The sequence below is a fragment of the Pseudomonas gregormendelii genome, from assembly GCF_017114825.1.
In the GTDB taxonomy this organism is placed as follows: Bacteria; Pseudomonadota; Gammaproteobacteria; order Pseudomonadales; family Pseudomonadaceae; genus Aquipseudomonas; species Aquipseudomonas gregormendelii.
In genome coordinates, this window is the sequence record NZ_JADEVO010000027.1 from 59,284 (window position 1) to 85,031 (window position 25,748).

Consider the following 25,748-nt stretch of genomic DNA (forward strand, 5'->3'; position numbering starts at 1 on the left):
CTGAGCTTTGGCATGAAGTTCAGCCTGATCAGCGTGCTGTTCCTCATACCGATGCTGGTGACCAACTTTTATCTGGTGCGCGATTCCTATCGCGAATTCCAGGGCACGCGGGTCGAACTGCAAAGCATCGACCTGCTGGGCAGCAGTCTGGCGCTGCGCCGGGATCTGGAAACGCTCAACAACCTGGTGCAGATCAACGTCACCTTGGGGCAGTCGGGCAAGGCCGGCAACGTCGAGTCGACAATCAGCGCTTTGGAACAAAGCCTGTTGGCACGCCTGCAGGGGTTGAGCGCCATGTCGTCGGACCCGGAACAGATTGCGGTGTTCGAGGCCAAGCGCGATGAAATGATCGCTGCCTTCAAGGCCCAGCAGGCCGAGAGCTCCGTGCAGAGTAAAAGTGGCATGATCGGCAAGCTGCTTGGCAGCGCGCAGATTTTCAGCCAGATCATTGCCAGTCAGGCCGGCCTGAGCCGCGATACGCAAAGCGACATGCGGCAACTGACCGAACTCATTACCACCGTTACCCCTGCGGTCACCCAGTTGCTGGGTGAAGGGCGGGCCATGGGTGCGTTTTCCCTGGGGCAGGGCTTTCTCAATTCGGCGTCGAGCACCCGCTTCGACGAGCTGTTGGCGCAAATCGAAAAGCTCCAGGGCGAGTACGGGCTGAAGCTGCAGGACGCACTCGGTTCAAGCAAGGCGGCCAGGGAAAGCCTGGCGGCTCAAGCCGATATCAGCCAGTCGACCTTGAAAAAAGCCAGCGAGCTGTTTGAAGAGCAGGTGGTCATGGCTGATACGCTGGACGCGCCGTGGCAGGGTTTCTACGACCAGGTCACGGGCCTGATGGGCCAGACCTACCAGCTCAATGAAGCCACCCTGAAATTCCTCGAGACCCAGCTGCAGCAACGCCTTGAGCAGAACCGCACGCACATGGTGCTGCAGGCTGTGGCGTTATCGGTGGTGTTCATCCTGATTTTCTATCTGTATGGCGGTTTCTACGCGTCCACCCGCACCACCTTGAAGAACCTGGGCGCGATGATGGACAAGGTCGCGGCCGGCGACATGACAGTAACCTTCAACGCCAATAGCCGCGATGAACTGGGTGAGTTGGGCGAGGTGTTCAACGCAACCGTGAAGAAAATCCACGACTTGATCGAGCGCGTGGGGCACACCGTAGGTGAAGTCGAGCGCCAGGCCGGCCAGGTCGAAAACGTCTCCGCGCGCAGCAACCAGGCCGTGGCGGGGCAGCGCCTGCAGATCGAGCAGGTGGCGACCGCCATGAACCAGATGTCGGCGACTTCCCTGGAAGTGGCGCGCAGTGCCGCCGCAGCGGTCAGTAGCGCCCACAGCGTCAATGACGAGACGCTTAGCGGGCGCGGCCTCGTGCAATCGCAACAGGGCAGCATTGCCGCTCTGGCCGGGGAAATCGACCAGTCGGTGCTGGTGATCAATCAACTGGCCACGGACAGCCAGGCCATCAGCCGCGTGCTTGAAGTGATCAAGAGCATTGCCGAGCAAACCAACCTGCTGGCGCTCAACGCGGCCATCGAGGCCGCGCGGGCGGGTGAGCAGGGGCGTGGATTTGCGGTAGTGGCCGATGAGGTCAGGACCCTGGCCAAGCGCACCCAGCAATCGACTGAAGAAATCGAGCAAATGATCAGCAAGCTGCACAGTGGCGTAGGCGCCGCGGTGAAGGCCATGGGCAGCAGTCATCAGATGGCCAGCGGTACCGTGGGGCAGTCGGAGAAAGTCCAGCAGGCGCTGGAAAACATCCTCGACGCAGTCGGCATGATCGTCGACCAGAACCAGCAGATCGCGGCTGCCGTCGAGCAGCAGACGGCCGTGGCGCATGACATCGACCAGAACATCGTCGAGATCAACCGTGCGGGCGAAAGGACGGCCGAAGGCGCGCACCAGACCGAAGACGCGAGCAGGGCACTGTCGCTCCAGGTGGTGGAGTTGAAGCAGCTGATCAGCGCATTCCGGGTGTGACACCCCGGCTGGCCCTGCAGATGCAAACTCAGCGCAAGCAAGGCTTTGTGAAAGCAAACTTTTGTATGAGCCAACCTCTGTAGGAGCAAAGCTTGCTCGCGATGACGGACTGACATTCAGCACCTATGTCGACTGTCATGCCGCAGTCGCGAGCAAGCTTTGCTCCTACAGGCCGCTCTGAGCTGGAATAGTCCAATCGAACACTGCGCACGCATTGGCACTGCTGGCAGCCGCCAACTGCTCTGCACTGACGCCCATGATCGCCGCCAACGCCACACAGATAGCCGGCAAATGCGCCGGGCTGTTGCGCTCGCCGGGGTACATCGCCGGTGCCATGTCCGGCGAGTCGGTTTCCAGCACCACGGCGTCCAGGGGCAACTCCGCCAGCACCCGGTGCATGCGCAGGGCCTGGGGCCAGGTCGCGGCGCCGCCCAGGCCGAGCTTGAACCCCAGCTTGATGTACTCGCGAGCCTCTTCCTTGCTGCCGGCAAACGCGTGGATGATGCCCGCGCGTTTCAGGCGCAGGCGTTTGAGCGTGGCGATCACGGCCGCATGGCTGCGACGCACATGGATCAGCGCCGGCAAGTTGAAATCCGCTGCCAGTTGCAATTGCGCTTCGAACAACGCCTGCTGGCGCTCGCGGTCCAGGGTTTCTATGAAGTAATCCAGGCCGATCTCGCCCACCGCGCACACCTGTCGATGGCCGGCCAAGCGCTCAAGCCAGGCACCCAGCTCAGATAGATCCTCAGGCTGGTGCTGGTCCAGATAAACCGGGTGCAAGCCGAACGCCGCGTACAAGTCAGAATCGCTTTGCACCAGGTCCCACACCCGCTGCCAGTTATCCTGGTAAACCCCCAGCACCACCATCCGCCGCACACCCAGTGCGCGGCTTTCAGCCAGCAGCGCCGTGCGATCGGCGTCGAAATCGGCAAAGTCCAGGTGGGTGTGGGTATCAATCAGCTCCACGATTCAGTCCTGGCGAATACGCTGCTTGAAGGTCCGGGCGATGGCTTGCACGCCAGGTTGATAGTCCGACTGCTCGATGGCCGCCAATGCCAGTTGCAGGGCCTTGTCGGCGATCAGCTGATGTTGCTGGGCCATGGCATTCACCGGCAGTGGCAGGAAATCCAGCAACTGGGTGTCGCCAAATGTGCCAAGGCGCAACGGCCGGGATTTCAGTGGGAAATCGTGCAAGGCATCGAACACGCCCTGCAACAACACATAGGAGGTGGTAACCAGCGCATCGGGCAGGTGCCCCAGGCGTTGCAGCATTTGCTCCATCAACTGCTTGCCACATTCGCGGCTGAAGGACTCGCCGTGCTCTATCAGCACCTCGCCATCAAACCCGGCCAACGCCTGCTTGAAGCCTGCAGCACGCTCCTGGCTGATGCTCAGTTCAGGGCGCGCGCCGATCAGGGCAATCTGCGTAGGCAAGGGCTGCAACAGACTGCGGGTCAATTGCAGACTGGCTTCGCGGTCGTCACTGATCACCGAACAGAAATGCTCGGGTTCCATGACCCGGTCGATCGCGATGATGGGAATTCCCTTGGCTTGCAGCTGGCGATAGCTGTCGTCGCCACTGGGCAGGCAACTGGCGACGATCAGCGCATCGCAGCGCCGGGCGCGAAACAGCTGCAACAGTTGCCGCTCGCTCTCGGGTGCGTCGTCCGAACTGGCGATCAGCAGCTGATAGCCACGGGCCCGCGCGCCTTGTTCGAGCAATTTGGCGATTCGCGCGTAACTGGGGTTTTCCAGATCCGGCAGAATGAACCCCAGGGTGCGGGTGTGCCGGCTGCGCAAACCTGCCGCTTGTGGATTGGGGGTGAAGCCATGCTGTTCGACTACCGCGCGCACGCGCTCGACCGTGGCGCTGCTGATGCGCTGCTGTGCAGCCTTGCCATTGATGACGTAACTGGCGGTAGTCACGGAGACCCCAGCCAACTGGGCGATATCACTGAGTTTCAACTCGGGTTTTCCTTGTTTTTTCGAGCTTGCCCGACATTTTCGCCAATCCTACCCGATTCAGGCAGGCGACCATTGTGGCAGCGCATCCGACAATCTGGACTTCAAGGATGGGACATTATCGAGTAACGTGCCAATCTTTCTAGATTAAACGTTTCAGCAGGCGTATTTTCTACGTTTAAGGCGCCTTGGCCAGTTCTGCTGTGAAACTGCCAAATTTGCTGAACAAGCGCCTAAGCTGAACTATCCAAAACAATACCTGGCACCTTGTCGGCGCCAAAAAGGAGAAAGCATGCTCGAGCTCACTATTGAGCAGATATCCATGGGCCAATCGGCCGTGGATAAGTCCGCAGCGTTGCATTTACTGGCCCAGCACCTGGTTGCCGATGGACTGGTCGCCGAGGGGTATCTCGCCGGCTTGCAAGCCCGGGAAGCCCAGGGCTCGACTTTCCTCGGTCAAGGTATTGCCATCCCCCACGGTACCCCGGATACCCGCGACCAGGTGTTTTCCACCGGCGTGCGCCTGATGCAGTTCCCCGAAGGGGTGGACTGGGGCGACGGGCAGATTGTCTACCTGGCGATCGGCATCGCGGCCAAATCCGATGAACACCTGCGCCTGCTGCAACTGCTGACCCGCGCCTTGGGCGAGACCGACCTGGGCCAGGCCCTGCGTCGTGCCAGCAGCGCCGAAGCCTTGCTCAAACTCCTGCAGGGCGCACCGCAGGAACTGGCGCTGGATGCCCAGATGATTGGCCTGGGTGTGTCCGCCGACGACTTCGAAGAGCTGGTGTGGCGCGGTGCCCGTCTACTGCGCCAGGCGGATTGTGTGAGTAATGGTTTCGCTGCGGTACTGCAGCAGGTTGAAGCGCTGCCGCTGGGCGATGGTTTGTGGTGGCTGCACAGCGAACAGACAGTCAAGCGTCCTGGCCTGGCCTTCGTCACGCCGGACAAGCCGATGCGCTACCTCGGCCAGCCGCTGAGTGGCCTGTTCTGTCTGGCCAGCCTCGGCGAGGCGCATCAGGCCCTGCTAGAGCGTCTGTGCGCGTTGTTGATCGAAGGGCGTGGCCATGAGCTGGGCCGTGCAACGAGCAGCCGCAAAGTCCTCGAAGTGCTGGGCGGGGAATTGCCTGCCGACTGGCCAAGCGCACGAATCGCCCTGGCCAACGCCCATGGCCTGCACGCACGCCCGGCGAAGATCCTCGCTCAACTGGCCAAGGGTTTTGACGGCGAGATCCGAGTCCGCATCGTCGATGGCCAGGACAGCGCGGTGTCGGTGAAGAGTTTGAGCAAGCTGCTGAGCCTTGGCGCGCGCCGTGGTCAGGTGCTGGAATTTGTCGCCGAGCCGGGAATTGCCGCTGACGCGTTGCCCGCTCTGCTGGCTGCCATCGAAGAGGGCCTTGGTGAGGAAGTCGAGCCATTGCCCGCCGTGAGCCAGCAGCGAGAAGTGCTCACCGACATCGCCGAGGTGCTTCTGGCACCGGCATCCGGCAGCCTGGTTCAGGCGATCGCCGCCGCTCCCGGGATCGCCATCGGCCCGGCGCATATCCAGGTGCTGCAAGCCATCGAATACCCGCTGCGGGGAGAGTCGGCCGCCATCGAGCGCGAGCGTCTCAAACTGGCGTTGGCCCAGGTGCGGCAAGACATTCAAGGGTTGATCGAACGGAGCAAGGCCAAGGCCATCCGCGAGATTTTCATCACCCACCAGGAGATGCTCGACGACCCGGAACTCACCGACGAAGTCGACACCCGTCTCAAGCAGGGCGAAAGCGCGGAAGCTGCGTGGATGGCGGTGATCGAAGCGGCGGCCCGGCAACAGGAAGCCTTGCAGGATGCATTGCTCGCCGAACGCGCAGCCGACCTGCGGGACATCGGGCGCCGGGTGCTGGCGCAACTCTGTGGCATCGAGACGCCGAGCGAGCCGGATCAACCCTACATCCTGGTGATGGACGAAGTCGGTCCTTCCGATGTGGCACGTCTCGACCCGGCGCGCGTTGCCGGCATCCTCACTGCACGCGGCGGCGCTACGGCACACAGTGCAATCGTCGCCCGGGCCCTGGGCATTCCGGCCCTGGTCGGTGCGGGCGCGGCCGTGTTGCTGCTGGCCCCAGGTACGCCATTGCTTCTGGATGGCCAGCGCGGTCGCCTGCACGTGGACGCCGACGCCGCCACCTTGCAGCGCGCTACCGAAGAACGTGATACCCGCGAACAACGGCTCAAGGCCGCCGCCGAGCAACGGCATCAACCGGCCCTGACCAGCGACGGCCACGCCGTCGAAGTGTTTGCCAACATTGGCGAAAGTGCGGGTGTCACCAGTGCCGTGGAGCAGGGCGCCGAAGGTATTGGCCTGCTGCGTACCGAACTGATCTTCATGGCTCATCCGCAACTGCCGGACGAGGCCACGCAAGAGCTGGAATATCGCCGCGTGCTCGATGGCCTCGCCGGTCGCCCGCTGGTGGTACGCACCCTCGATGTCGGCGGTGACAAACCCTTGCCGTACTGGCCGATCGCCAAGGAAGAAAACCCTTTCCTTGGAGTGCGGGGCATTCGCCTGACCCTGCAACGTCCCAAGGTCATGGAAGCGCAATTGCGGGCCTTGTTGCGGGCCGCGGACAACCGGCCATTGCGCATCATGTTTCCCATGGTCGGTAGCGTCGACGAGTGGCGCCAGGCCCGGGACATGACCGAGCGCCTGCGCCTGGAAATCCCCGTGGCGGACCTGCAACTGGGGATCATGATCGAAGTGCCGTCGGCGGCCTTGCTGGCGCCGGTGCTGGCAAAGGAAGTCGACTTCTTCAGCGTCGGCACCAATGACCTGACCCAGTACACCCTGGCCATCGACCGCGGTCATCCGACCCTGTCGGCGCAGGCGGACGGCTTGCACCCGGCGGTGCTGCAACTGATCGACATCACCGTGCGAGCCGCCCACGCGCATGGCAAATGGGTCGGTGTGTGCGGCGAGCTGGCTGCCGATCCACTGGCGGTGCCAGTACTGGTCGGCCTCGGCGTGGATGAGTTGAGTGTCTCGGGTCGCAGCATCGCCGAGGTCAAGGCGCGCATCCGCGAGCTCAGCCTCACCCAGGCCCAAACCGTTGCCCGCCAGGCCCTGGCCGTCGGCAGCGCGAATGAAGTACGCGCACTAGTGGAGGCCCTGTAATGGCCAAGATCCTGACCCTGACCCTCAACCCGGCACTGGACCTCACTGTCCAGCTGCCCCGCCTTGAACCCGGCCAGGTCAATCGCAGTGACGAGATGCACACCCACGCGGCCGGCAAGGGCGTGAACGTGGCGCAAGTACTGGCAGACCTCGGGCATCAATTGACGGTCAGCGGGTTTCTCGGTGCAGACAATCCCCAGGCATTCGAGACGCTGTTCGCCAGGCGCGGCTTTGTCGATGCGTTCATTCGTGTTCCGGGTGAAACCCGCAGCAACCTCAAGCTCGCCGAGAGCGATGGGCGCATCACCGACGTCAACGGTCCGGGACCGCTGGTCAGCGCGGCGGCGCAGCAGGCGTTGCTTGACCGCCTGGATGAAATCGCACCCGATCATGACGCGGTCGTCGTCGCCGGCAGTTTGCCCCAGGGTGTCAGCCCGGCATGGTTGCAGGCACTGATCGAGCGTCTGAAGAATCTCGGCCTGAAGGTGGCCCTCGACACCAGCGGCGAAGCCCTGCGCGCAGCGCTCAAGGCCGGACCCTGGCTGATCAAGCCCAACGCCGAAGAACTGGCCGAGGTATTCGATAGCGAAGTGGTGTCGGTGGCTGCGCAGGCCGAAGTCGCGAGTCGCTTGCACGCGCAAGGTATCGAGCACGTAGTGATTTCCCATGGCGCGCAAGGTGTGAACTGGTTCAGCGTTGGCTCGGCGATGCACGCCACGCCGCCCAAGGTCAGCGTCGCCAGCACGGTGGGCGCAGGTGATTCGTTGCTTGCCGGCATGCTCCACGGTTTGCTCAGCGCCGACACGCCTGAACAGACCCTGCGCACCGCCACGGCGATTGCCGCGATGGCCGTGACCCAGATTGGCTTCGGCATTGGCGACACCGCGCAATTGGCGCAGCTCGAACAGGGTGTGCGCGTACGCCCCCTGACAGAACAATAAGAGGGATTGTCATGAAGTTAGCCATTGTTACGGCCTGCCCGAACGGCATGGTCACCAGTGTGCTGTGCGCCCGTTTGCTGGATGCTGCAGCGCAGCGTCAGGGCTGGAGCACCAGTGTCGAAGTTACCGATGCGGCGCACCCTGAGCGGCAATTGTCGGCGGCCACGCTGGAGGCGGCCGAGTGGGTATTGCTGGTGACCAGTGCGCCTGTGGACATGTCGAGATTCGTCGGCAAGCGCGTGTTCCAGAGCACTCCGGCCCAGGCCCTGCAGGACGTGGAGGCGGTGCTGCGCAAGGGCGCTGATGAGGCGCAGATTTACGAGGCCCCCGAAGCCGTTGCCCAGGCATTGCCCACCGGCCAGACCACGCCGAGACTGGTGGCGATTACCGCCTGCCCGACCGGTGTCGCCCATACGTTCATGGCCGCCGAAGCCCTGCAGCAAGCGGCCAAGCGCCTGGGCTACGACCTGCAAGTCGAAACCCAGGGGTCGGTCGGCGCGCGCAATCCGCTGAGTGCCGAGGCCATTGCCCAGGCCGATGTGGTGCTGTTGGCCTGTGACATCGAGGTGGCGACCGAGCGTTTTGCCGGGAAAAAAATCTACCGCTGCGGCACGGGTATCGCCCTCAAGCAAGCCGAGGCCACCCTCAACAAAGCGCTGGCCGAGGGCTCGCAGGAAACTGCAGCGAGTGGAACCAAAGGCCCCGCCAAGCAGGAGAAGACGGGCGTCTATAAGCACTTGCTGACCGGCGTGTCGTTCATGCTGCCGATGGTCGTGGCAGGCGGCTTGATGATCGCCTTGTCGTTTGTGTTCGGCATCACCGCGTTCAAGGAGGAGGGCACCCTGGCTGCCGCGCTGATGCAGATCGGTGGCGATACCGCATTCAAACTGATGGTGCCGTTGCTGGCGGGTTACATCGCCTACTCGATCGCCGACCGCCCGGGCCTCGCGCCGGGGATGATCGGCGGTATGCTGGCGAGCACCCTTGGCGCGGGCTTCATCGGCGGGATCATTGCCGGTTTCATCGCCGGTTATGCCGCCAAGGCGATCAATCGTTATGCGCGATTGCCGCAGAGCCTCGAAGCGCTGAAACCGATCCTGATCATCCCGTTGCTCGCCAGTTTGTTCACCGGCCTGGTGATGATCTATGTGGTTGGCAAACCCGTAGCCGGGATGCTGGAAGGGCTCACTCAATTCCTCGACAGCATGGGCACCACCAACGCGATCCTGCTGGGCGTGTTGCTCGGCGGCATGATGTGCGTCGACCTTGGCGGGCCGATCAACAAGGCCGCCTACGCGTTCTCGGTAGGGCTGCTGGCATCGCAGAGTTACGCACCGATGGCCGCGACCATGGCCGCCGGGATGGTGCCGCCGATCGGGTTGGGCATCGCCACCTTCATCGCCCGGCGCAAGTTCGCCCAGTCAGAGCGGGAGGCGGGTAAAGCTGCTTTTGTGTTGGGGCTGTGCTTCATTTCCGAAGGCGCGATTCCCTTCGCTGCCAAGGATCCGCTGCGGGTTATTCCGGCGAGTATCGCCGGTGGGGCGCTGACGGGTGCGTTGTCGATGTACTTCGGCTGCAAGCTCATGGCACCGCACGGCGGGTTGTTCGTGCTGGCCATTCCGAATGCGATCAACCATGCCTTGCTCTATCTGCTGGCGATCGTTGCAGGGAGCCTGGTGACGGCGGTGGCCTATGCGCTGCTCAAACGCCCGGAAGCCGTCGAACTGGCACTCGAGCCCGCCAAGGCCTGATAGCAGTCACCTGTAGGAGCGAGCTTGCTCGCGAAAAGACCGAAGGCAGCGCTGGGCATCAGCTTCCCCGCGTCTTCGTTAACGACCATCGCGAGCAAGCTCGCTCCTACAGGGTATCGGCGGCGCACGCAGAGCCGACCGTGGGAGCAAAGCTCGCTCGCGATAGCGGTCCAGCTGTCACATCAATGCTGGATTGGAGACGCCATCGCGAGCAAGCTTTGCTCCCACAGGGGATATCCCGGGATTTTGGGTTTCAGTAAACGTCGCGTCTATAGCGGCCTTGCTCGATCAGCTTGTCGACGTGTTCAATTCCCAGCACTTCGTTGAGTACGTGATCCACCCCTGAGGCCATGCCCTGCAGGCTGCCGCAGATGTAGATCACGGCGCCTTCGGCCAGCCATTGCTTGAGTAGATCGGCCGACTCGCGCAGCCGGTCCTGCACATAAATCTTCTGCGCCTGGTCTCGCGAGAACGCCAGGTCCAGACGCTCCAGATCCCCCGAAACCAGCCATTCCTGCAGCTCATCGCGACAAAGAAAGTCGTGCTCGCGATTACGCTCGCCGAACAGCAGCCAATGCCGCTGCTGGCCATCGGCGATCCGCGCCTTGAGCAAGCTGCGCAGCCCGGCCAGGCCAGTGCCGTTGCCCAGCAAGATCATCGGTACCGGCTCGGTTGGCAGGTGGAAACTGCTGTTGCGCCGAACCCGCAGGCTGATGCTGCCACCTACCGGTGCGTGCTCGGTCAACCAGCCGGAGCCGACGCCCAGGCTACCGTCCGGGTGCACTTCCTGACGCACGATCAGTTCCAGGATGCCGTCGGCGGCGATCGAGGCGATGGAGTATTCGCGCATGGCCAGCGGCACCAGTGCATCCACCAGCGACTGGGCATGCAGGCCGACCAGATGCGCGCGGTTCTGCGGCAGTTGGCGACTGGCCAGGGCCTGCTCCAGGGTTTGTGCCAGGCCATCGAGGGTCACGGTGGCTCGACCGTCTATCCCCAGGCCATCGAGGAAGTGCTCGATCGCCCATGAGCAGTTACGCGGCAGTACCTCCACCAGGTCACCGGCGAGCCAGCCGCTGGCAGTGGGGGCGGTCAGGCCCAACAGGTAGACCGGCGAACCGCTGCTGTCCGGGTTCATCAGTTCGCGGCGGGTCAGCGTCCAGTTGTCGTAGCTGGGTGCTTGCCAGGTGTCCAGGGGCGCCTGTCCGGTCAGCTGGCCGAGTTGCTGCTGCCAGTGACGCAAGGCGTAGGGGTCGCCGCTGTCGACTTCCACCGGGGCGAACAGCGTCTTGCCGCCATGCTCGCCCAGCCAGGTGTGCAAGCGTCGGGCGAATCCGCAGAAGTGTTGATACTGCCGATCACCGAGGCCCAGCACCGCATAGTTCAGGCTGTCCAGGCTCATGGCGCGACCCAGCACCTTGCGCTCGAAACCCCGGGCGCTGTCCGGCGCTTCGCCGTCGCCAAAGGTACTGACCACGAACAGCGCGTTGCTTGAATCCTGCAGGTCCTGCTCGCTGACATTGGCCAGTGGCTGCACTTTCACCGGCAAGCCGGCGGCCTGCAATTGCCCGGCGGTCTGCCAGGCCAACTGTTCGGCAAAGCCGCTCTGGCTGGCGAACCCGATCAACCAGGATGGGGCGTCGACCGACGGTTGGGCAAGGCCGTTGCGAGCGTCTCTGATGTGCTTTTTCTTGCGTCGACGGTCGAGGTACAGCAACCAGCCGGTGATGAAGAACAACGGCATGGTCAGGGCACTGAGGGTCAGGATCACCCGCCCGACAATCCCGAAGTAACTGCCGACATGCAGGGCGTAAATGCTGGTCAGCAACTGCGCCTTGAGGCTCTTGTCGCTGTAGCGGTCATGCCGCTTGACGATGCCGGTGGCGGGATCGAGGGTGATCTGGTTCAAGGCGCGGTCGTGGGGTGAGGTGTTCAGCAGATAGAACACGGTCGCCGGCTGGCCGGCCACAGGCGGCATGCGAATGTTGTAGGCGCTCAGTGCGGGACCCGCAGCGCTGTAGATACTGCTCCACATGGCCGCGTAGTCGGCTGTCGGCGCCGGACCGCTGGGGGCAGGCCCGCGTCCGCCGCGCACCCGCTCATTTTGCGGTGAATCGGACAGCAAGCGGGTCAGGCCCTTGTTGTACCACTCGTAAGACCATGACAGGCCGGTGAGTGCCGCCAGGAGGTAGAACAGCAGGCACCAGGTGCCGGCGACCGAATGCAGGTCCCAGTTGAAGCTGCGGCCTTTTTTCTTCCAGTCCAGGGTCAGCCAGGCGCGCCAGCTTTTCCACTGGCGGGGCCAGCGCAGGTACAGGCCGGACAGGCAGAAGAACACCAGGATCAGCGTGCATGCCCCGGTGATCTGCCGGCCGGTATCGCCCATGGCGAGGAAGCGGTGCAGTTGCAGCATCAGGCCGAAAAAGCCCTGGCCGGCGGCATCGCCCATGAACTCGGCGGTGTAGGGATCGAAGTAGCGCATCTCGCCGCGGCGCTCGCCGGGCTTGGGGGTGAAGAACACCTTGGCCGCTGCGCCGCTGTCGGTTTCGACGCTGAGCATCGAGACTTTCTTGCCGGAGGCCGCTTCGATGCGTTCCACCAGTTCGGCAGGCGGCAGGACGCCGGCGACCTGCTTCTGGACCTGCAACACCGATGGGTTCAGCGCACTGAGGATTTCATCCTGGAACGACACGGTCGCCCCGGTGATGCCCATCAGGGCCAGGACCAGCCCGGCGCTGATGCCGAAAAACCAGTGCAGCTGGAACAGGGTTTTCTTCAACACGTCGCTCGCCTTGTTCGTTCGAAAATAATCATCACGGCGCGCATTATGCCGTGGGTTGACGGGATGCCTTGTCTATTACGCACAAAAGCCCCGTTCATCTGGATGAACGGGGCCAGGCGGTAACGCGCGGCGCTACCCGTAGGAGCGAGCTTGCTCGCGAAAAACTCGAGAACAGCACGGGGTATCAGGCTGCCCGCGTCATCGTTGACGTCCATTGCGAGCGAGCTCGCTCCTGCTATGGGTGGAGTTCACCCTTTATCAGAAGTGGAAGTTGGTGCTCAACAATGCCGTACGGCCCGCCGCCTGGTTGGCGAAGTGGGTCGAGAAGGCTTTGTCGTAGTAGGTTTCGTCGGTCAGGTTCTGCACGTTCAGCTGCAGGTCCACGTTTTTGGTCAGCTTGTAGGCAACCATCGCGTCGTAGCGAACATAGTCATCAACCATGGTGGTGTTGGCCACGCTGCCGAACACGTCATCGACGTAGAACGCGCCGCCACCGACGGTCAGCTTCGGCGTGACCTGGTAGGTCGTCCAGAGGCTGGCGCTGTTTTTCGGCGTGTTAGGCAGTTCGTTGCCATCGTTGGCTGCGCCCAGTGGGCCGCCGTCGACTTGCTCGCTGTCCATGTAGGCGTAACCGGCGAAGACCTGCCATTTGTCAGTGATCTTGCCGCTGGCCGACAGTTCGATACCTTGCACGCGGGTCTTGCCGGCGTTTTCATAGGACGTGGTGTCCACTTGAACACGAGCATTGTCCTTTTCGGTGCGGAAGATATCGGCGGTCAGGGACAGGCGATCATTGAGCAGATCCCACTTGGTACCGATTTCGTAGTTCTTGGTGGTTTCCGGCTCCATGTCGCTGCTCAGCAGGTTGCCGGTGCGATCCGGAGTGCCACCCAGCGGGTTGCCTTCCTGACCTTCGCCCAGGGTATTGCCCGGCGGCGTCGCTGACGTAGCGTACGAGGCGTAGATGCTGCCGTTCTCAGCCGGCTTGTAGACCACGCCGAACTGACCGGTGATGAACTCGCTGGTGTCCTTGCCTTTGGAGGCGTTGCCATTGGTCACCACGGTCGCGCCGGCAGCATTGTAGGTCTTGTACTTGGTGTCGAAGTGGTCGTAGCGCAGGCCCATGTTGACCAGCCACTGCTGGGACAATTCCAGGGTGTCGAACACGTACAGTGCGCGGGTGGTGCTGGAGGTGTCGGTGCCGGCGTAGTTACGCGAGATTGCGCCGTTCCACGGATCGCTCGGGTTCGGGTTCGACAGCGAGGTGCAGTTGTAGCCGCTTGGCGCGCCAATCAGTGCAGGGCTGCAGTTGGTGGTGACTGGGTTGCCGCCTGGAGTGGTATCGGTGTCGACGCTGTACGAGGACTTCTGACTCTTCTCGTGGCTCAACTCGATACCGGTGGCGAAGCTGTTCTTGAACCCGGCGATGTACACGTCACCAAACAGATCGGTCTGGTTGGTGGTGGTGTCGGTGTTGCTGACACGGGTGTTGGCACGACGCCAGACGCTGCCATTGTTGACGTTGCCCTTGGAGTCGTCTGGCTGGGTCAGGATGTAATCCTGCATGCTGCTGCCGTGGCGCAGGGTGTTCTTCACGGTCAGGGCATCGTTCAGGTCATGCTCGATGGCGATGGTCGCGGTGTCGGTGCGGCCCTTGCGGAAGTCGCGTCCGTCCAGGCCGTAGAAGTTGCTGCTGTCGCCACCGTCATCCGGCGTGTCCGGGTTGGACTTGGTGCGCGCGGCAGAACCGGCAACCGGAATGCTGTACGGAATGCCCGAGTCTGGCGTGTCGTTGCTTTCCAGATGGTAGTAATCGAGATTGACGCGGGTGTCGGTACCCAGGCCGAAAGCCACGGACGGCGCGATGCCCCAGCGGTCGTAGTCGACGCTATCACGGCCGGCGACGTTGCTTTCGTGGCTCATCAGGTTCAGACGGCCAGCGGCGGTGTCGGTGAACTGGTAGTTGCCGTCGAAGGTGTAGCGTTGCGTCTGGTCCGAACCCCAGGTGAATCCACCGTCGAGGGAATCGCCCAGATGGGCCCTCTTGCTCACCATGTTGATGCTGCCACCGGCAGCGCCACGGCCGCCAATGGCCGAGTTCGGGCCTTTACTGACTTCGATCGACTCTACCGCTAAGATCTCGCGGCTTTGCGAGCCGGTGTCGCGCACGCCGTCCAGGTACGTATCGCCCTGGGCATCGAAACCACGGATGAATGGGCGGTCACCCTGGGGGTTGCCACCTTCACCGGCACCGAACGTGATGCCCGGAACAGTCCGCAACGCATCCTGCATGTTCAGGGCGCCAGTGTCCTTGAGTACCTGTTGCGGAATCACGGTGACAGAGCGCGGCGTGTCTACCAGTGGTGCGGTGTACTTGGGCGAGGAGGCTTTTTCGACGTTGTAGCTGGTCGCTTCCTGAGCTTCAGCGTTGATCGAGGTGGCGTCCAGGGAGATCGTGTTGCCCTGCGCCTTGGCGTCGGTCTTCTCTGCGGCGAAAACCATTTGGCCTGCGGAGCCGGCAGTGATTGCCACGCCAATTGCAGACGCGAGCAAACGCGGTGAACTGACAGGTGATTGTAGTTGTTGGCGTGACATTGAAATTCCCCTCCCCAAGGATTTGAGGTCGCGGAATATAGGGTAAACAGGTATTCGTATCAATTGCGAAACATTACTATTCGCACTGAATTTACATTCTTTACAATTTAACCTTACGGTTTTTGCTGATTCGTTCGTCGCGAGGGTTTTACACAGTCAATAAGAATCAATACCATTGCCATCCCTTTGCCTGCAGGTATTGCCTCCATGTTGCTGCACATTCCCGGCGTGTTCGCGAAAGAAGAAGTGCAGCGTATCCGGGAGGCCCTGGAGCAGGCGGATTGGGCGGATGGCAAAATCACGGCGGGCTACCAATCGGCCAAGGCCAAGCATAATTTGCAGCTGCCGGAAGGCCATCCACTGGCCAAGGAAATCGGCGCAGCGATGCTGGAACGGCTGTGGAAAAATCCGCTGTTCATGTCCGCTGCCCTGCCGCATAAGGTCTTCCCGCCGTTGCTGAACTGTTACACGGCGGGCGGCAGTTTCGACTTTCATATCGACAACGCAGTGCGCCAGCCGCAGAACAGTATCGAGCGTGTGCGCACCGACTTGTCGGCCACCCTGTTCTTCAGCGAGCCTGAGGACTATGACGGCGGCGAACTGGAGATCCAGGACACCTTCGGCACCCAGCGGGTGAAATTGCCTGCCGGTGATATGGTCCTGTATCCCGGCACCAGCCTGCACAAGGTCAACGCGGTTACCCGCGGGACACGTTTTGCCTCGTTCTTCTGGACCCAGAGCCTGGTGCGCGAGGACAGCCAGCGCGCGCTGCTGTTCGAGATGGACGGGGCGATCCGTCAGTTGACTCAGGACATGCCCGATCATCCTTCATTGATCCGCCTGACCGGCACCTATCACAACCTGCTGCGCCGCTGGGTCGAGGTATGACTTTTCAATTGCGCCGCGAGGAAGTTCTGGACGGTGAACGGCTCAAGGCCATGCTCGACGAAAGCCCGGCGCGTGCTGCCCAGGCCATCCTGATCGCCGCCCGCGAGAACCTCCTGGATGCCCAGGCATTGCTCGGGCAGATCCTGCTGGACGGGCAAGGTATCGAGCAGGATTTGCCACTGGCCCTGCGCTGGTTCGAGATCGCGGCGAAACGCGGCCACCTGATGGCGCGCAACATGCTGGGTCGCTGCCATGAACACGGGTGGGGGTGCGCTGCGGACGCCGCAGTGGCGGCCGGGCATTATCGGATCGCCGCAGACGCAGGCCTGGATTGGGCGATGTACAACTACGCCAACCTGCTGGCAACCGGGCGTGGGGTAACGGAAGATCAGGGGCAGGCACTTGCTCTGTATCGCCGTGCCGCCGGGCTTGGCCACGCGAAATCGATGAACCTGCTGGGGCGTTATCTCGAAGAAGGCCAGTGCTGCCCGGTTGATCCGAAGGCGGCGCGTGACTGGTATCGACGCTCGGCGGTTGGCGGCGATTTTCGCGGGCAGTTCAGTTATGCCGCGGTGCTGGCGGATGAAGGCAATGTCGCAGAAGCGCTGGGCTGGTTGCGCAAGGCGCTGGCGGGCGGGAACCTGAATTTCCTGCGGGTGGCGAGCCAGGCGTTGGCGAGCGCCGCCGATCCGCAAATCCGCGCATTGGCAACCGACTACGCCCAGCGCCAAACCGAATTGGAACGCGGTCCCCTGTAACGGCTGGCAATGACGAAACCGAAGCTGCAATGCAATCCTGCGTAGGAGCTGCCGCAGGCTGCGATCTTTTGATCTGGCCTTTGAAAAACAAGATCAAAAGATCGCAGCCTGCGGCAGCTCCTACAGGGATTGCATTTCAAGGCACAAAAAAGCCCATGACGTGTCATGGGCTTTTTGTCTTGCGCGGCTACCGCTTACACGTAATACGATTTCAGCGGCGGGAAGCCATTGAACTCTACGGCGCTGTAACTGGTGGTGTAGGCACCGGTCGACAGCCAGTACATACGGTCACCGATTGCCAGGTTCAGTGGCAGGCCGTATTTGTAGTTTTCGTACATGATGTCGGCGCTGTCGCAGGTGGGGCCGGCGATGACTACTTCTTCCATCTCGCCTTTCTTCTCGGTCCAGATCGGGAACTTGATGGCTTCGTCCATGGTTTCGATCAGGCCGGAGAACTTGCCCACATCCGTGTACACCCAACGCTCGACGGCGGTGCGGGATTTGCGCGCAACCAGCACCACTTCGCTGACCAGGATGCCAGCGTTGGCGATCAGCGAACGGCCCGGCTCCAGGATGATTTCCGGCAGGTCGTCACCGAAGTCTTCCTTGAGGAAGCGGATGATTTCCTCGGCGTAGGTTTCCAGGCTGTTGGTGCGGGTGATGTAGTTGGCCGGGAAGCCACCGCCCATGTTGATCAGCTTGAGCACAATGCCGTCTTCTTCTTTCAGGCGCTCGAAGATCACTTTGACCTTGGCGATCGCCGCGTCCCAGACGCTGATGTCGCGCTGTTGCGACCCGACGTGGAAGGAGATGCCGTAAGGCACCAGGCCGAGGTCGCGGGCCAGGATCAGCAGGTCCATGGCCATGTCGGTCTGGCAGCCGAATTTGCGCGACAAAGGCCAGTCGGCCGTGGTCGAGCCTTCGGTGAGAATACGCACGTAGACTTTCGAGCCCGGTGCAGCCTTGGCAATGTTGCGCAAGTCGGCTTCGGAGTCGGTGGAGAACAGGCGCACGCCCTTGTCGTAGAAATAACGGATGTCTTTGGATTTCTTGATGGTGTTGCCGTAGCTGATACGGTCGGCGCTGACGCCGCGGTCCATGACCTTGTCCAGCTCGTAGATCGATGCGATGTCGAAGCTCGACCCCTTGTCTTTCAACAGGTCGATGATCTCGACCGCCGGGTTGGCTTTTACCGCGTAATAGACTTTGGCGAACTCGAAACCGGCGCGCAGGTCATCGTAGGCCTGGCTGATCATCGCGGTGTCGATCACCACGAACGGGGTTTCTTGCTTGTCGGCGAACGCCTTCATTTTGTCAAAGGTGGCGCGCTCGAAATAATCTTCGACGTTGATCGACATGCTGGAGACTCCTAAGGGCAAACTGATTTGGTCAATGGGTGTAAATGAACGTCCTCCGTATCCCCACTTTGGTTCGCCTACTTCCCAAGGCATGTCGCCGAAAGCAAAAAAGGCCACGGGAGGCGGTGCTTCCCTTGGCCTTGCTGTCTCGTCGTCAGTACTTGAGCCGGATGGATCGTTTCCAGCATGGACGTTCGGCGCGAACTTTAGGGCGTGAGGGGCTCGAGATCAACAAAAAATGTCGCGTTTTTGCACGCTTCCGTCGTGCGGTCCTGGACAGTTACTGATGTAACCGACCTGCATGACAGTGTGATGTTCCCCAAGAAGGGAGATTTGAATACGTGTAGGAGCGAGCTTGCTCGCGATGGACGTCAACGATAACGCAGGGAACCTGATACCCGCGGGGCCATTGAGTGCATCGCGAGCAAGCTCGCTCCTACAGTTATTTTTTGTCAGGCGACCGCAGTCTCGGCTGGCGAAACAATGCTGGTCTTGCCGCCACGGGACTTGCCGGAACTCAGGTACTCGGCAATCGACTCCTGGGTCACTTCACCCAGGAACACCCGATCCGCGTCCATCACTGGCAACCACGAGCGGTTGAACTCGTACATGCGCGACAGCAGGATGCGCAAATGCTCGTCGTAGGCCGCCGTGGCGTTGAACTCGCGCAGGTATTGCGCGCACGTGCCGGCCTGGCGATGCAGGTCACGACGTCGGACATAGCCCAGCGCCTTGTTCTCACCATCCGTCACCACCACATAACGGCGGTCATGCTCGTCCATCAGCTCCAGGGCGTCGGCCACCGGGGTTTCCGGGCTGACCGATGGCGCGTTGTCCGCCGCGTCTTCAGCCTTCACCAGCAACAGGCGCTTGAGGGTGCTGTCCTGGCCGACGAAGTTGCTGACAAAGTCATCCGCAGGGTGCGCCAGCAAGGTGTCCGGATGATCGATCTGCAACAATTTGCCTGCGCGGAAGATCGCAATCTTGTCGCCCAGCTTGATCGCTTCGTCGATGTCGTGGCTGACCATGATCACGGTCTTGTTCAGCGCGCGTTGCATCTCGAAGAATTCGTTCTGGATCATCTCGCGGTTGATCGGGTCGACCGCGCCGAACGGTTCGTCCATCAACAGCAATGGCGCATCTGCCGCCAGCGCGCGGATCACACCGATCCGCTGCTGCTGGCCGCCCGACAGTTCACGCGGGTAGCGATTGAGATACTGCTTGGGTTCAAGCTTGATCATGCTCATCAACTCGCGGGCGCGGTCGTGGCATTTCTGTTTGTCCCAGCCCAACAGGCGCGGGACGATGGTGATGTTTTCCTCGATGGTCATGTTCGGGAACAGACCGATCTGCTGGATCACATAGCCGATGTTACGGCGCAGGGTCACGGCGTCGAGGTCGGTGGTGTCCTCGCCGTTGATCAGGATCTTGCCCGAGGTGGGCTTGATCAGGCGGTTGATCATTTTCAGCGTGGTGCTTTTGCCGCAGCCCGATGGTCCGAGGAACACACAGATTTCGCCTTCATTGACGGTCAGGCTGACGGAGTCCACGGCTTTCACATCTTTGCCGTTGCTTTGGAAGGTCTTGCTGAGGTTTTGAAGTTCGATCATTTGAGCAGTCCTTTTGGAGTCAGCGTGCGTTGCAGCCATTGCAGAAGCAGGTCGGCGGAGATGGCCAGGAGACTGACCAGCACGGCGCCGACGATCAGCATCGACATATCGCTGCGGCTGATTGAAGCGAGAATGAGTACACCCAGGCCACCGGCACCGATGGTGGCGGCGATGGTCATGACACCGATGTTCATGACCACGGCGGTGCGTACACCGGCGAGGATCACCGGCACTGCAATCGGCAGCTCGACCATGCGCAGGCGCTGGCCAAAGGTCATGCCGATACCGCGGGCGGCTTCGCGAATGCCAGGTTCCACGCCCGTCAGGGCGAGGTAGGTGTTACGCATGATCGGCAGCAGCGAGTACAGGAAGACGGCGGTGATCGCCGGCATCGGCCCCAGGCCCTGGCCGAATTTGGAGTAGAACGGCAGCAGCAGGCCGAAAAGTGCGATCGACGGCACCGTCAGCAGCACCGTGGCGCTGGCCTGCAGCGGCCCGGCCAGTGCCGGGAAACGGGTCATCAGGATGCCCAGCGGCACGCCGGCTACGATCGCCAGGGTCACGGCAATGCCGACCAGGGTGATGTGCTGCCAGGTCAGATGCGCCACCTGGGCCCAGTCGAGATGGGAAAAGGCGTTCAAAAATTCCATGTCTTTTCCTCCTTAGTTGATTGGGTGCTGGCGCAGGAAATCGGCGGCAACGGATGATGGGCTTTCGTGACCGACGTCGACCCGCGCATTCAGAGCACGCATGGTCTCGTCATCGAACAGCTCGGCCAGCGGTTTGATTTCTTCCGCGAGTTTGGGATGAGCGTCGAGGTAAGCCTGGCGTACCACCGGTGCTGCGGTGTAGTCCGGGAAGTAGTGCTTGTCGTCTTCCAGCAACTTGAGTTTGAAGGCGTTCAAGCGACCGTCGGTGGTGTAGACCAGGCCGGCGAACACCTGGCCATTACGCAGGGCGGTATAGACCAGCCCGGCATCCATCTGGCGCGTGTTTTTCCGGGTCAGGTTCATGCCATAGAGCTCGACCATGCCGGCCATGCCGTCGGAACGGTTGGCAAACTCGGTGTCCAGGGCGACGAGGTGGTTAGTCTTCGCCTCAGCCTGCATCACCGTGTTCAGCTCGCTGATGGTGTTGATCTGCGGATAAGCCTTGGCGGTGGTTTCCGGCAGTGCCAGGGCGTAGGTGTTGCTGAACTTCGACGGGGTGAGCCAGACCAGGCCTTTTTTTGCGTCCAGTTCTTTCACCCGGGCGTAGGACTGGGCGCTGTCGAGCTTTTCAGTGATGTGGTTGTAAGCCACCAGCGACACGCCGGTGTATTCCCAAATCAGGTCCAGTTGACCGCTTTCCTGAGCGCTGCGAGCGAGGTTGCTGCCCAGACCGCCCGTCACCTGGGTGTCGTAACCCTTGGTGCGCAGGTACTGGGAAGTGATTTCCGCGAGCAGGGTCTGTTCGGTGAACACCCGGGCGCCGATGCGAATCACCGGTTTTTCAGCGGCTTGAGCCAATCCTGCGAACAGCAGGACACAGCCCATTATCAAGGTCATGCCTTTCAGGTGGAGAGCTTTCATAAATATTCCTTTGCCGAGGCTTAAGACGGGCGCAAGCCGCGTTCGAGCCAGAGGCGGCTGGCCAGTGTCACCAGACCATCGAGCAGCAAGGCCAGCAAGGCGGTACACGCCGCGCCGAGCAGCAGTTGCGGCTGATTGTTCAGGGCGATGCCAGGGAAAATCAGGCTGCCCAGGCTGTTGGCGCCGATCAGGAAGGCCAGCGGTGCCGTACCGACGTTGATCGCCAGGGCCACACGCACACCACCGATGATGATCGGTACGGCGTTTGGCAGTTCGACCCGCCACAGCACTTGAGTCGGCGTCATGCCGATGCCGACGGCTGCTTCCTTGAGAGAACCCTGGACGTTTTTCAGGCCTTCATAGGTGTTGCGCACGATCGGCAACAGCGAGGCAAGGAACAGGGCGAAGATCGCGGGACCACTGCCGATGCCAAGGATGCCCAGGGCGATGGCCAGTACGGCCAGGGGCGGCACGGTGTTGCCGATGTTGAAGATTTGCATGAAGCGTTCAGCACGGCCAACCATGGTTGGGCGACTGAGGAAGATACCGGCGGGTATGCCCACAACAAGGGCGGCCAGCATGGAAGCGAGGACGAGCATCAAATGGGCTTGCAGGTAAAACAACAAATCGTCGCGGTAATGTTCGATCGTATTGATGCCGATCCAGTGGACCAGCAGGGCCAGGAGTGCGACGACAACCGCACCTCCTATCAGCCCTTTGCCATAGCGAATAGCCACAGGCGGACTCCTTTTTTTCTTTGTCGGCGAACGCAGTCCCGAGTGGCAGTGCCATTCCTGGCTGCCGGGCAATGCAACGTTCGCGAGAAGCAGCTCATGCCGCACGCCTTCCCTGTAGGAGCGAGCTCGCTCGCGAAAAATGTCCCGACACCGCGGTTAACCGAATAGCCCGCGTTATCGTTGACGTCCATCGCGAGCAAGCTCGCTCCTACAGGGGAAATGCGTGCGGCTTATCGAGCCATAAGCGCAGCCTCGTCAGGCTAACTTGCTGATTTATCAGCCCCTGACACGAGTGCTGTAACAGGGGAGTGGACGTCTCTACCTTTTAAAAGGTTCCATAAATAACAGCAAATAGCCACCGTCGGAGCTGCCGAAGGTGTTTGGGGGAGGGTACGAGCGGTGGTCCGTGGGGCGCGTTTTAAGCTATACTCGCCGCCCTTTTTTGAATCACCTGCCAGGCGATTTCCCATGACCAAACAGGCCGCCGAAGTCGCGAAACGCCGCACTTTCGCCATTATTTCCCACCCCGATGCCGGTAAGACCACCATCACCGAGAAGCTCCTGCTGATGGGCAAGGCGATCGCGGTTGCCGGCACGGTGAAGTCTCGCAAGTCCGACCGCCATGCCACCTCCGACTGGATGGAAATGGAAAAACAGCGGGGTATTTCCATTACCACGTCGGTCATGCAGTTCCCGTATCGCGACCACATGGTCAACCTGCTCGACACCCCGGGCCACGAAGACTTCTCCGAAGATACCTACCGTACCCTGACGGCGGTCGACTCGGCATTGATGGTCCTCGACGGCGGTAAGGGTGTGGAGCCACGGACCATCGCGCTGATGGACGTCTGCCGTCTGCGGGACACGCCGATTGTCAGCTTCATCAACAAACTCGACCGCGACATCCGTGACCCGATTGAACTGCTCGACGAAATCGAAGCGGTCCTGAAGATCAAGGCTGCGCCGATCACCTGGCCGATCGGTTGCTACCGCGACTTCAAGGGTGTGTATCACCTGGCCGACGACTACATCATCGTCTACACCGCCGGTCACGGCCACGAACGTACTGATGTGAAGATCATCGAGAAGCTCGACTCGGACGAAGCCCGCGCGCATCTGGGCGACGAGTACGACCGCTTCGTCGACCAGCTGGAGCTGGTGCAGGGCGCCTGCCACGAATTCAACCAACAGGAATTCCTCGACGGCCAGCTGACTCCGGTGTTCTTCGGTACTGCCCTGGGCAACTTCGGTGTCGATCACGTGCTGGACGCCGTGATCAATTGGGCGCCAAAACCCCTGGCGCGGGTCGCCAACGAGCGCACCGTGGAACCGATCGAAGAGAAATTCACCGGCTTCGTGTTCAAGATCCAGGCGAACATGGACCCCAAACACCGCGACCGTATCGCCTTCATGCGTATCTGCTCCGGCAAATACGAAAAGGGCATGAAGATGCGCCACGTGCGCACCGGCAAGGATGTACGGATCGGCGACGCGCTGACGTTCTTCTCCTCCGAGCGTGAGCAACTGGAAGAAGCTTTCGCCGGCGACATCATCGGCCTGCACAACCACGGCACCATCCAGATCGGCGACACCTTCACCGAAGGCGAAGTCCTGGGCTTCACCGGTATCCCGCACTTCGCCCCGGAGCTGTTCCGTCGTGTGCGTCTGCGCGATCCGCTGAAATCCAAACAGCTGCGCCAAGGCTTGCAGCAACTGGCCGAAGAGGGCGCGACCCAGGTGTTCTTCCCCGAGCGCAGCAACGACATCATCCTCGGCGCCGTGGGTGTGCTGCAGTTCGACGTGGTCGCCAGCCGCTTGAAAGAGGAATACAAGGTCGAGTGCTCCTACGAGCCGATCACCGTGTACTCGGCGCGCTGGATCGATTGCGACGATAAGAAGAAGATGGAGGAATTCCGCGTCAAGGCTGTGGAAAACCTCGCGGTCGACGGCGGCGGTCACCTGACCTACCTCGCCCCGACCCGGGTCAACCTGGCGCTGATGGAAGAGCGCTGGCCGGACGTGAAATTCCGTGCGACGCGTGAGCATCACTAAGCGTTGAGCTGTCACACAAAAGCCCCGTTGCGAAAGCCTCGGGGTTTTTGGTTTCTGGCGAAGATCAAAAGATCGCAGCCTTCGGCGTATACCCGTAGGAGCTGCCGAAGGCTGCGATCTTTTGATCTTTTGGCCTAACAATTATTCCAAACCAATCTGTCGATTAGCGGCAATTACTTCTTTTCGCTGGCGTCCTATCTGGAGAACCCGGCCGATTGGAACTAGATTTCAGTCAGCTCCACGGTAACCGGGTTACGCGCCGGCAGGCACCCATGCTGCATCTCAGAAAGGATGAATTCGGCTATGAGCATTCTTCAACGCATTTTGCTGTTGCTAAAGGTTTTGGTGATTATGTCCGTTGGCATGTCCGCAGCGCGGGCCGAATGCCCCGATCACGGTGAACAGGCATCGAGCGGGCAGGTAGGGCACTCAGGCCTGATGATCGCCAAGTCCGAATGCGAGCCCGGTGACCAGGGGCAGGGCGGTAGCGCGGACGACGATGATTCCACTACCGAGGAGCCGGATTCCGACGACCCGGATGAAGGCGATAGCCAGACGTAAGAGGTAATTTCGGGCAAAAGAAAACCCCTTCACTCCGACCGTTACGCAGTCGAGGCAGAAGAGGTTTTTGGACAACCAACACCTGACCCTGTGGGAGCGGGCTTGCCCGCGATGGCGATGCCGCAGTGACATTAAAGTCGCCTGGCGGGACGCCATCGCGGGCAAGCCCGCTCCCACAGGTTTTTTAGTACACCGTCATGTCGCGCCATCCAGAAGCTGCTCGGCGTAGTGGCAAGCCACCTGGCGGTTGTCGAGCAGGCGCAGGGCCGGTTCTTCGGTGCCGTAGCTCTACACCCTCTCAATCTTCGCCTGGATAAGTCACCTCATTTTGGGTGCATTGCCCGCTGCATGGTTACGGCTTTCTGTCGCCCGTATTTAACCCCCCCCCCCTGGCTGATGGCAGAGATTTTTCGTTATTGCCAAAACCGTTTCCGGTAAATACCACGCAGTTATTTGAAACATATTGAGATGGTTTAGAGCTTGTCGGTGGCGCGGACCTACAGAATGTTCCTACAGCTATTTCTGTAAATTGATATATCGATTTTTTTCTATTGTGCGATTGAGTGTGATGTCTATATTGAAAACTAGATCGACGCTTGAAGAGTGTCAACGTGATCGAAGCATTAGTGGGGGTGGATAAAACCATTGCGTATCAAGAGCTTGATAGGCTGTCGAATGACCTTGCCAGCCTTTTCATTCAACTGGGGCCACCTCTGAATCCCGCATCGGGGTATATGCCGAGGCTTCCGTCGATCTGGTTGTCAGTATTATTGCAATAATTAAGGTTGGCGCAGCCTTTATCCCTTTGGAAGTTGCTGATTCGTCTGGTCTGATAAGTCAATTTCAACGAGTTGGTGCGGTTGAAATTTATCCCTGAAGAACGAACTTAACGCCAGCCGGTGCTGCTTCAAACGTATCCGCTCCATGAACCCCACATTCAAAGCCACCATCTGATCCCCCGAAGCTATGCTCCCGATTTCTTCATCTGTGGCAATTAGCCCACTTCCTATTTTGCCAGCACAAGAATGGCGAAGCCTGG

At 61.0% G+C, this 25,748-nt stretch carries 18 protein-coding genes; 8 read left to right on the forward strand and 10 right to left on the reverse strand.

The genetic code is table 11. From position 1 onward, the window contains the following. The first annotated feature begins 1,284 nt into the window (after positions 1–1,284). Entirely contained in the window at positions 1,285–1,989 is a 705-nt protein-coding gene (locus IMW75_RS27395) for a methyl-accepting chemotaxis protein (protein WP_414704657.1), read from the forward strand. 165 nt (positions 1,990–2,154) lie between these two features. Here IMW75_RS27395 and IMW75_RS18485 read toward each other — a convergent pair whose 3' ends face one another. After that, on the reverse strand, positions 2,155–2,955 hold the full coding sequence (locus tag IMW75_RS18485; RefSeq protein ID WP_205893420.1) for a TatD family hydrolase: 801 nt from the start codon (positions 2,953–2,955) through the stop codon (positions 2,155–2,157). A 3-nt stretch (positions 2,956–2,958) separates the two neighbouring features. Beyond that, positions 2,959–3,954, reverse strand: a complete 996-nt coding sequence (gene cra / locus IMW75_RS18490; protein WP_045060030.1) for a catabolite repressor/activator — start codon at positions 3,952–3,954, stop codon at positions 2,959–2,961. A gap of 289 nt (positions 3,955–4,243) precedes the next feature. Here cra and ptsP point away from each other — a divergent pair, with 289 nt between their 5' ends. Genes ptsP through IMW75_RS18505 form a run of 3 tightly spaced genes read left to right on the forward strand, consistent with a single transcriptional unit; the run spans position 4,244 to position 9,797 of the window. Further along, on the forward strand, positions 4,244–7,105 hold the full coding sequence (gene ptsP, locus IMW75_RS18495; RefSeq protein ID WP_045060029.1) for a phosphoenolpyruvate--protein phosphotransferase: 2,862 nt from the start codon (positions 4,244–4,246) through the stop codon (positions 7,103–7,105). After that, positions 7,105–8,046 (forward strand): 1-phosphofructokinase, encoded by a 942-nt coding sequence (pfkB, locus tag IMW75_RS18500; RefSeq protein ID WP_045060028.1) that lies wholly within the window; start codon positions 7,105–7,107, stop codon positions 8,044–8,046. The genes ptsP and pfkB overlap by 1 nt, the downstream gene beginning before the upstream one ends. Positions 8,047–8,057: 11 nt before the next feature. Beyond that, complete coding sequence (locus IMW75_RS18505; RefSeq protein ID WP_205893421.1) at positions 8,058–9,797, forward strand: PTS fructose-like transporter subunit IIB; 1,740 nt, start codon at positions 8,058–8,060, stop codon at positions 9,795–9,797. Between the two features lie 253 nt (positions 9,798–10,050). Here IMW75_RS18505 and IMW75_RS18510 read toward each other — a convergent pair whose 3' ends face one another. Both IMW75_RS18510 and IMW75_RS18515 read right to left on the reverse strand, forming a co-directional pair. Further along, entirely contained in the window at positions 10,051–12,579 is a 2,529-nt protein-coding gene (locus tag IMW75_RS18510) for a PepSY domain-containing protein (RefSeq protein WP_205893422.1), read from the reverse strand. A gap of 258 nt (positions 12,580–12,837) precedes the next feature. Beyond that, positions 12,838–15,174, reverse strand: a complete 2,337-nt coding sequence (locus tag IMW75_RS18515) for a TonB-dependent receptor (protein ID WP_205893423.1) — start codon at positions 15,172–15,174, stop codon at positions 12,838–12,840. A 207-nt stretch (positions 15,175–15,381) separates the two neighbouring features. Between IMW75_RS18515 and IMW75_RS18520 the strand changes: the two genes are divergently transcribed. Together IMW75_RS18520 and IMW75_RS18525 are read left to right on the forward strand one after the other, a co-directional pair. Beyond that, on the forward strand, positions 15,382–16,062 hold the full coding sequence (locus IMW75_RS18520; protein ID WP_045060023.1) for a Fe2+-dependent dioxygenase: 681 nt from the start codon (positions 15,382–15,384) through the stop codon (positions 16,060–16,062). Continuing rightward, on the forward strand, positions 16,059–16,820 hold the full coding sequence (locus IMW75_RS18525; protein WP_205893424.1) for a tetratricopeptide repeat protein: 762 nt from the start codon (positions 16,059–16,061) through the stop codon (positions 16,818–16,820). The genes IMW75_RS18520 and IMW75_RS18525 overlap by 4 nt, the downstream gene beginning before the upstream one ends. Before the next feature lie 194 nt (positions 16,821–17,014). On the opposite strand, the gene IMW75_RS18530 is transcribed toward IMW75_RS18525, so the two are convergent. From IMW75_RS18530 to IMW75_RS18550, 5 genes are all read right to left on the reverse strand, one after another. Next, positions 17,015–18,178: a type III PLP-dependent enzyme gene (locus IMW75_RS18530; protein ID WP_045060021.1), complete on the reverse strand. Its 1,164-nt coding sequence runs from the start codon at positions 18,176–18,178 to the stop codon at positions 17,015–17,017. Between the two features lie 452 nt (positions 18,179–18,630). Beyond that, positions 18,631–19,788: an osmoprotectant ABC transporter ATP-binding protein OsmV gene (locus IMW75_RS18535; protein ID WP_045060020.1), complete on the reverse strand. Its 1,158-nt coding sequence runs from the start codon at positions 19,786–19,788 to the stop codon at positions 18,631–18,633. Then, positions 19,785–20,438 (reverse strand): ABC transporter permease, encoded by a 654-nt coding sequence (locus tag IMW75_RS18540; protein WP_205893425.1) that lies wholly within the window; start codon positions 20,436–20,438, stop codon positions 19,785–19,787. Before IMW75_RS18540 ends, IMW75_RS18535 begins: the two co-directional genes overlap by 4 nt. Positions 20,439–20,450: 12 nt before the next feature. Then, positions 20,451–21,359, reverse strand: a complete 909-nt coding sequence (locus IMW75_RS18545; RefSeq protein WP_414704656.1) for a glycine betaine ABC transporter substrate-binding protein — start codon at positions 21,357–21,359, stop codon at positions 20,451–20,453. 20 nt (positions 21,360–21,379) lie between these two features. Continuing rightward, on the reverse strand, positions 21,380–22,096 hold the full coding sequence (locus IMW75_RS18550; RefSeq protein WP_045060018.1) for an ABC transporter permease: 717 nt from the start codon (positions 22,094–22,096) through the stop codon (positions 21,380–21,382). 468 nt (positions 22,097–22,564) lie between these two features. Here IMW75_RS18550 and IMW75_RS18555 point away from each other — a divergent pair, with 468 nt between their 5' ends. Both IMW75_RS18555 and IMW75_RS18560 read left to right on the forward strand, forming a co-directional pair. Continuing rightward, the gene (locus IMW75_RS18555; protein ID WP_045060017.1) at positions 22,565–24,148 is read left to right on the forward strand and encodes a peptide chain release factor 3; all 1,584 of its coding nucleotides are present in this window, start codon (positions 22,565–22,567) and stop codon (positions 24,146–24,148) included. A 303-nt stretch (positions 24,149–24,451) separates the two neighbouring features. After that, on the forward strand, positions 24,452–24,709 hold the full coding sequence (locus tag IMW75_RS18560; protein WP_205893426.1) for a hypothetical protein: 258 nt from the start codon (positions 24,452–24,454) through the stop codon (positions 24,707–24,709). Between the two features lie 797 nt (positions 24,710–25,506). Here the strand turns inward: IMW75_RS18560 and IMW75_RS18565 are convergent. Continuing rightward, on the reverse strand, positions 25,507–25,748 hold a 242-nt coding region (locus tag IMW75_RS18565; protein ID WP_205893427.1), incomplete at its 5' end, for a hypothetical protein.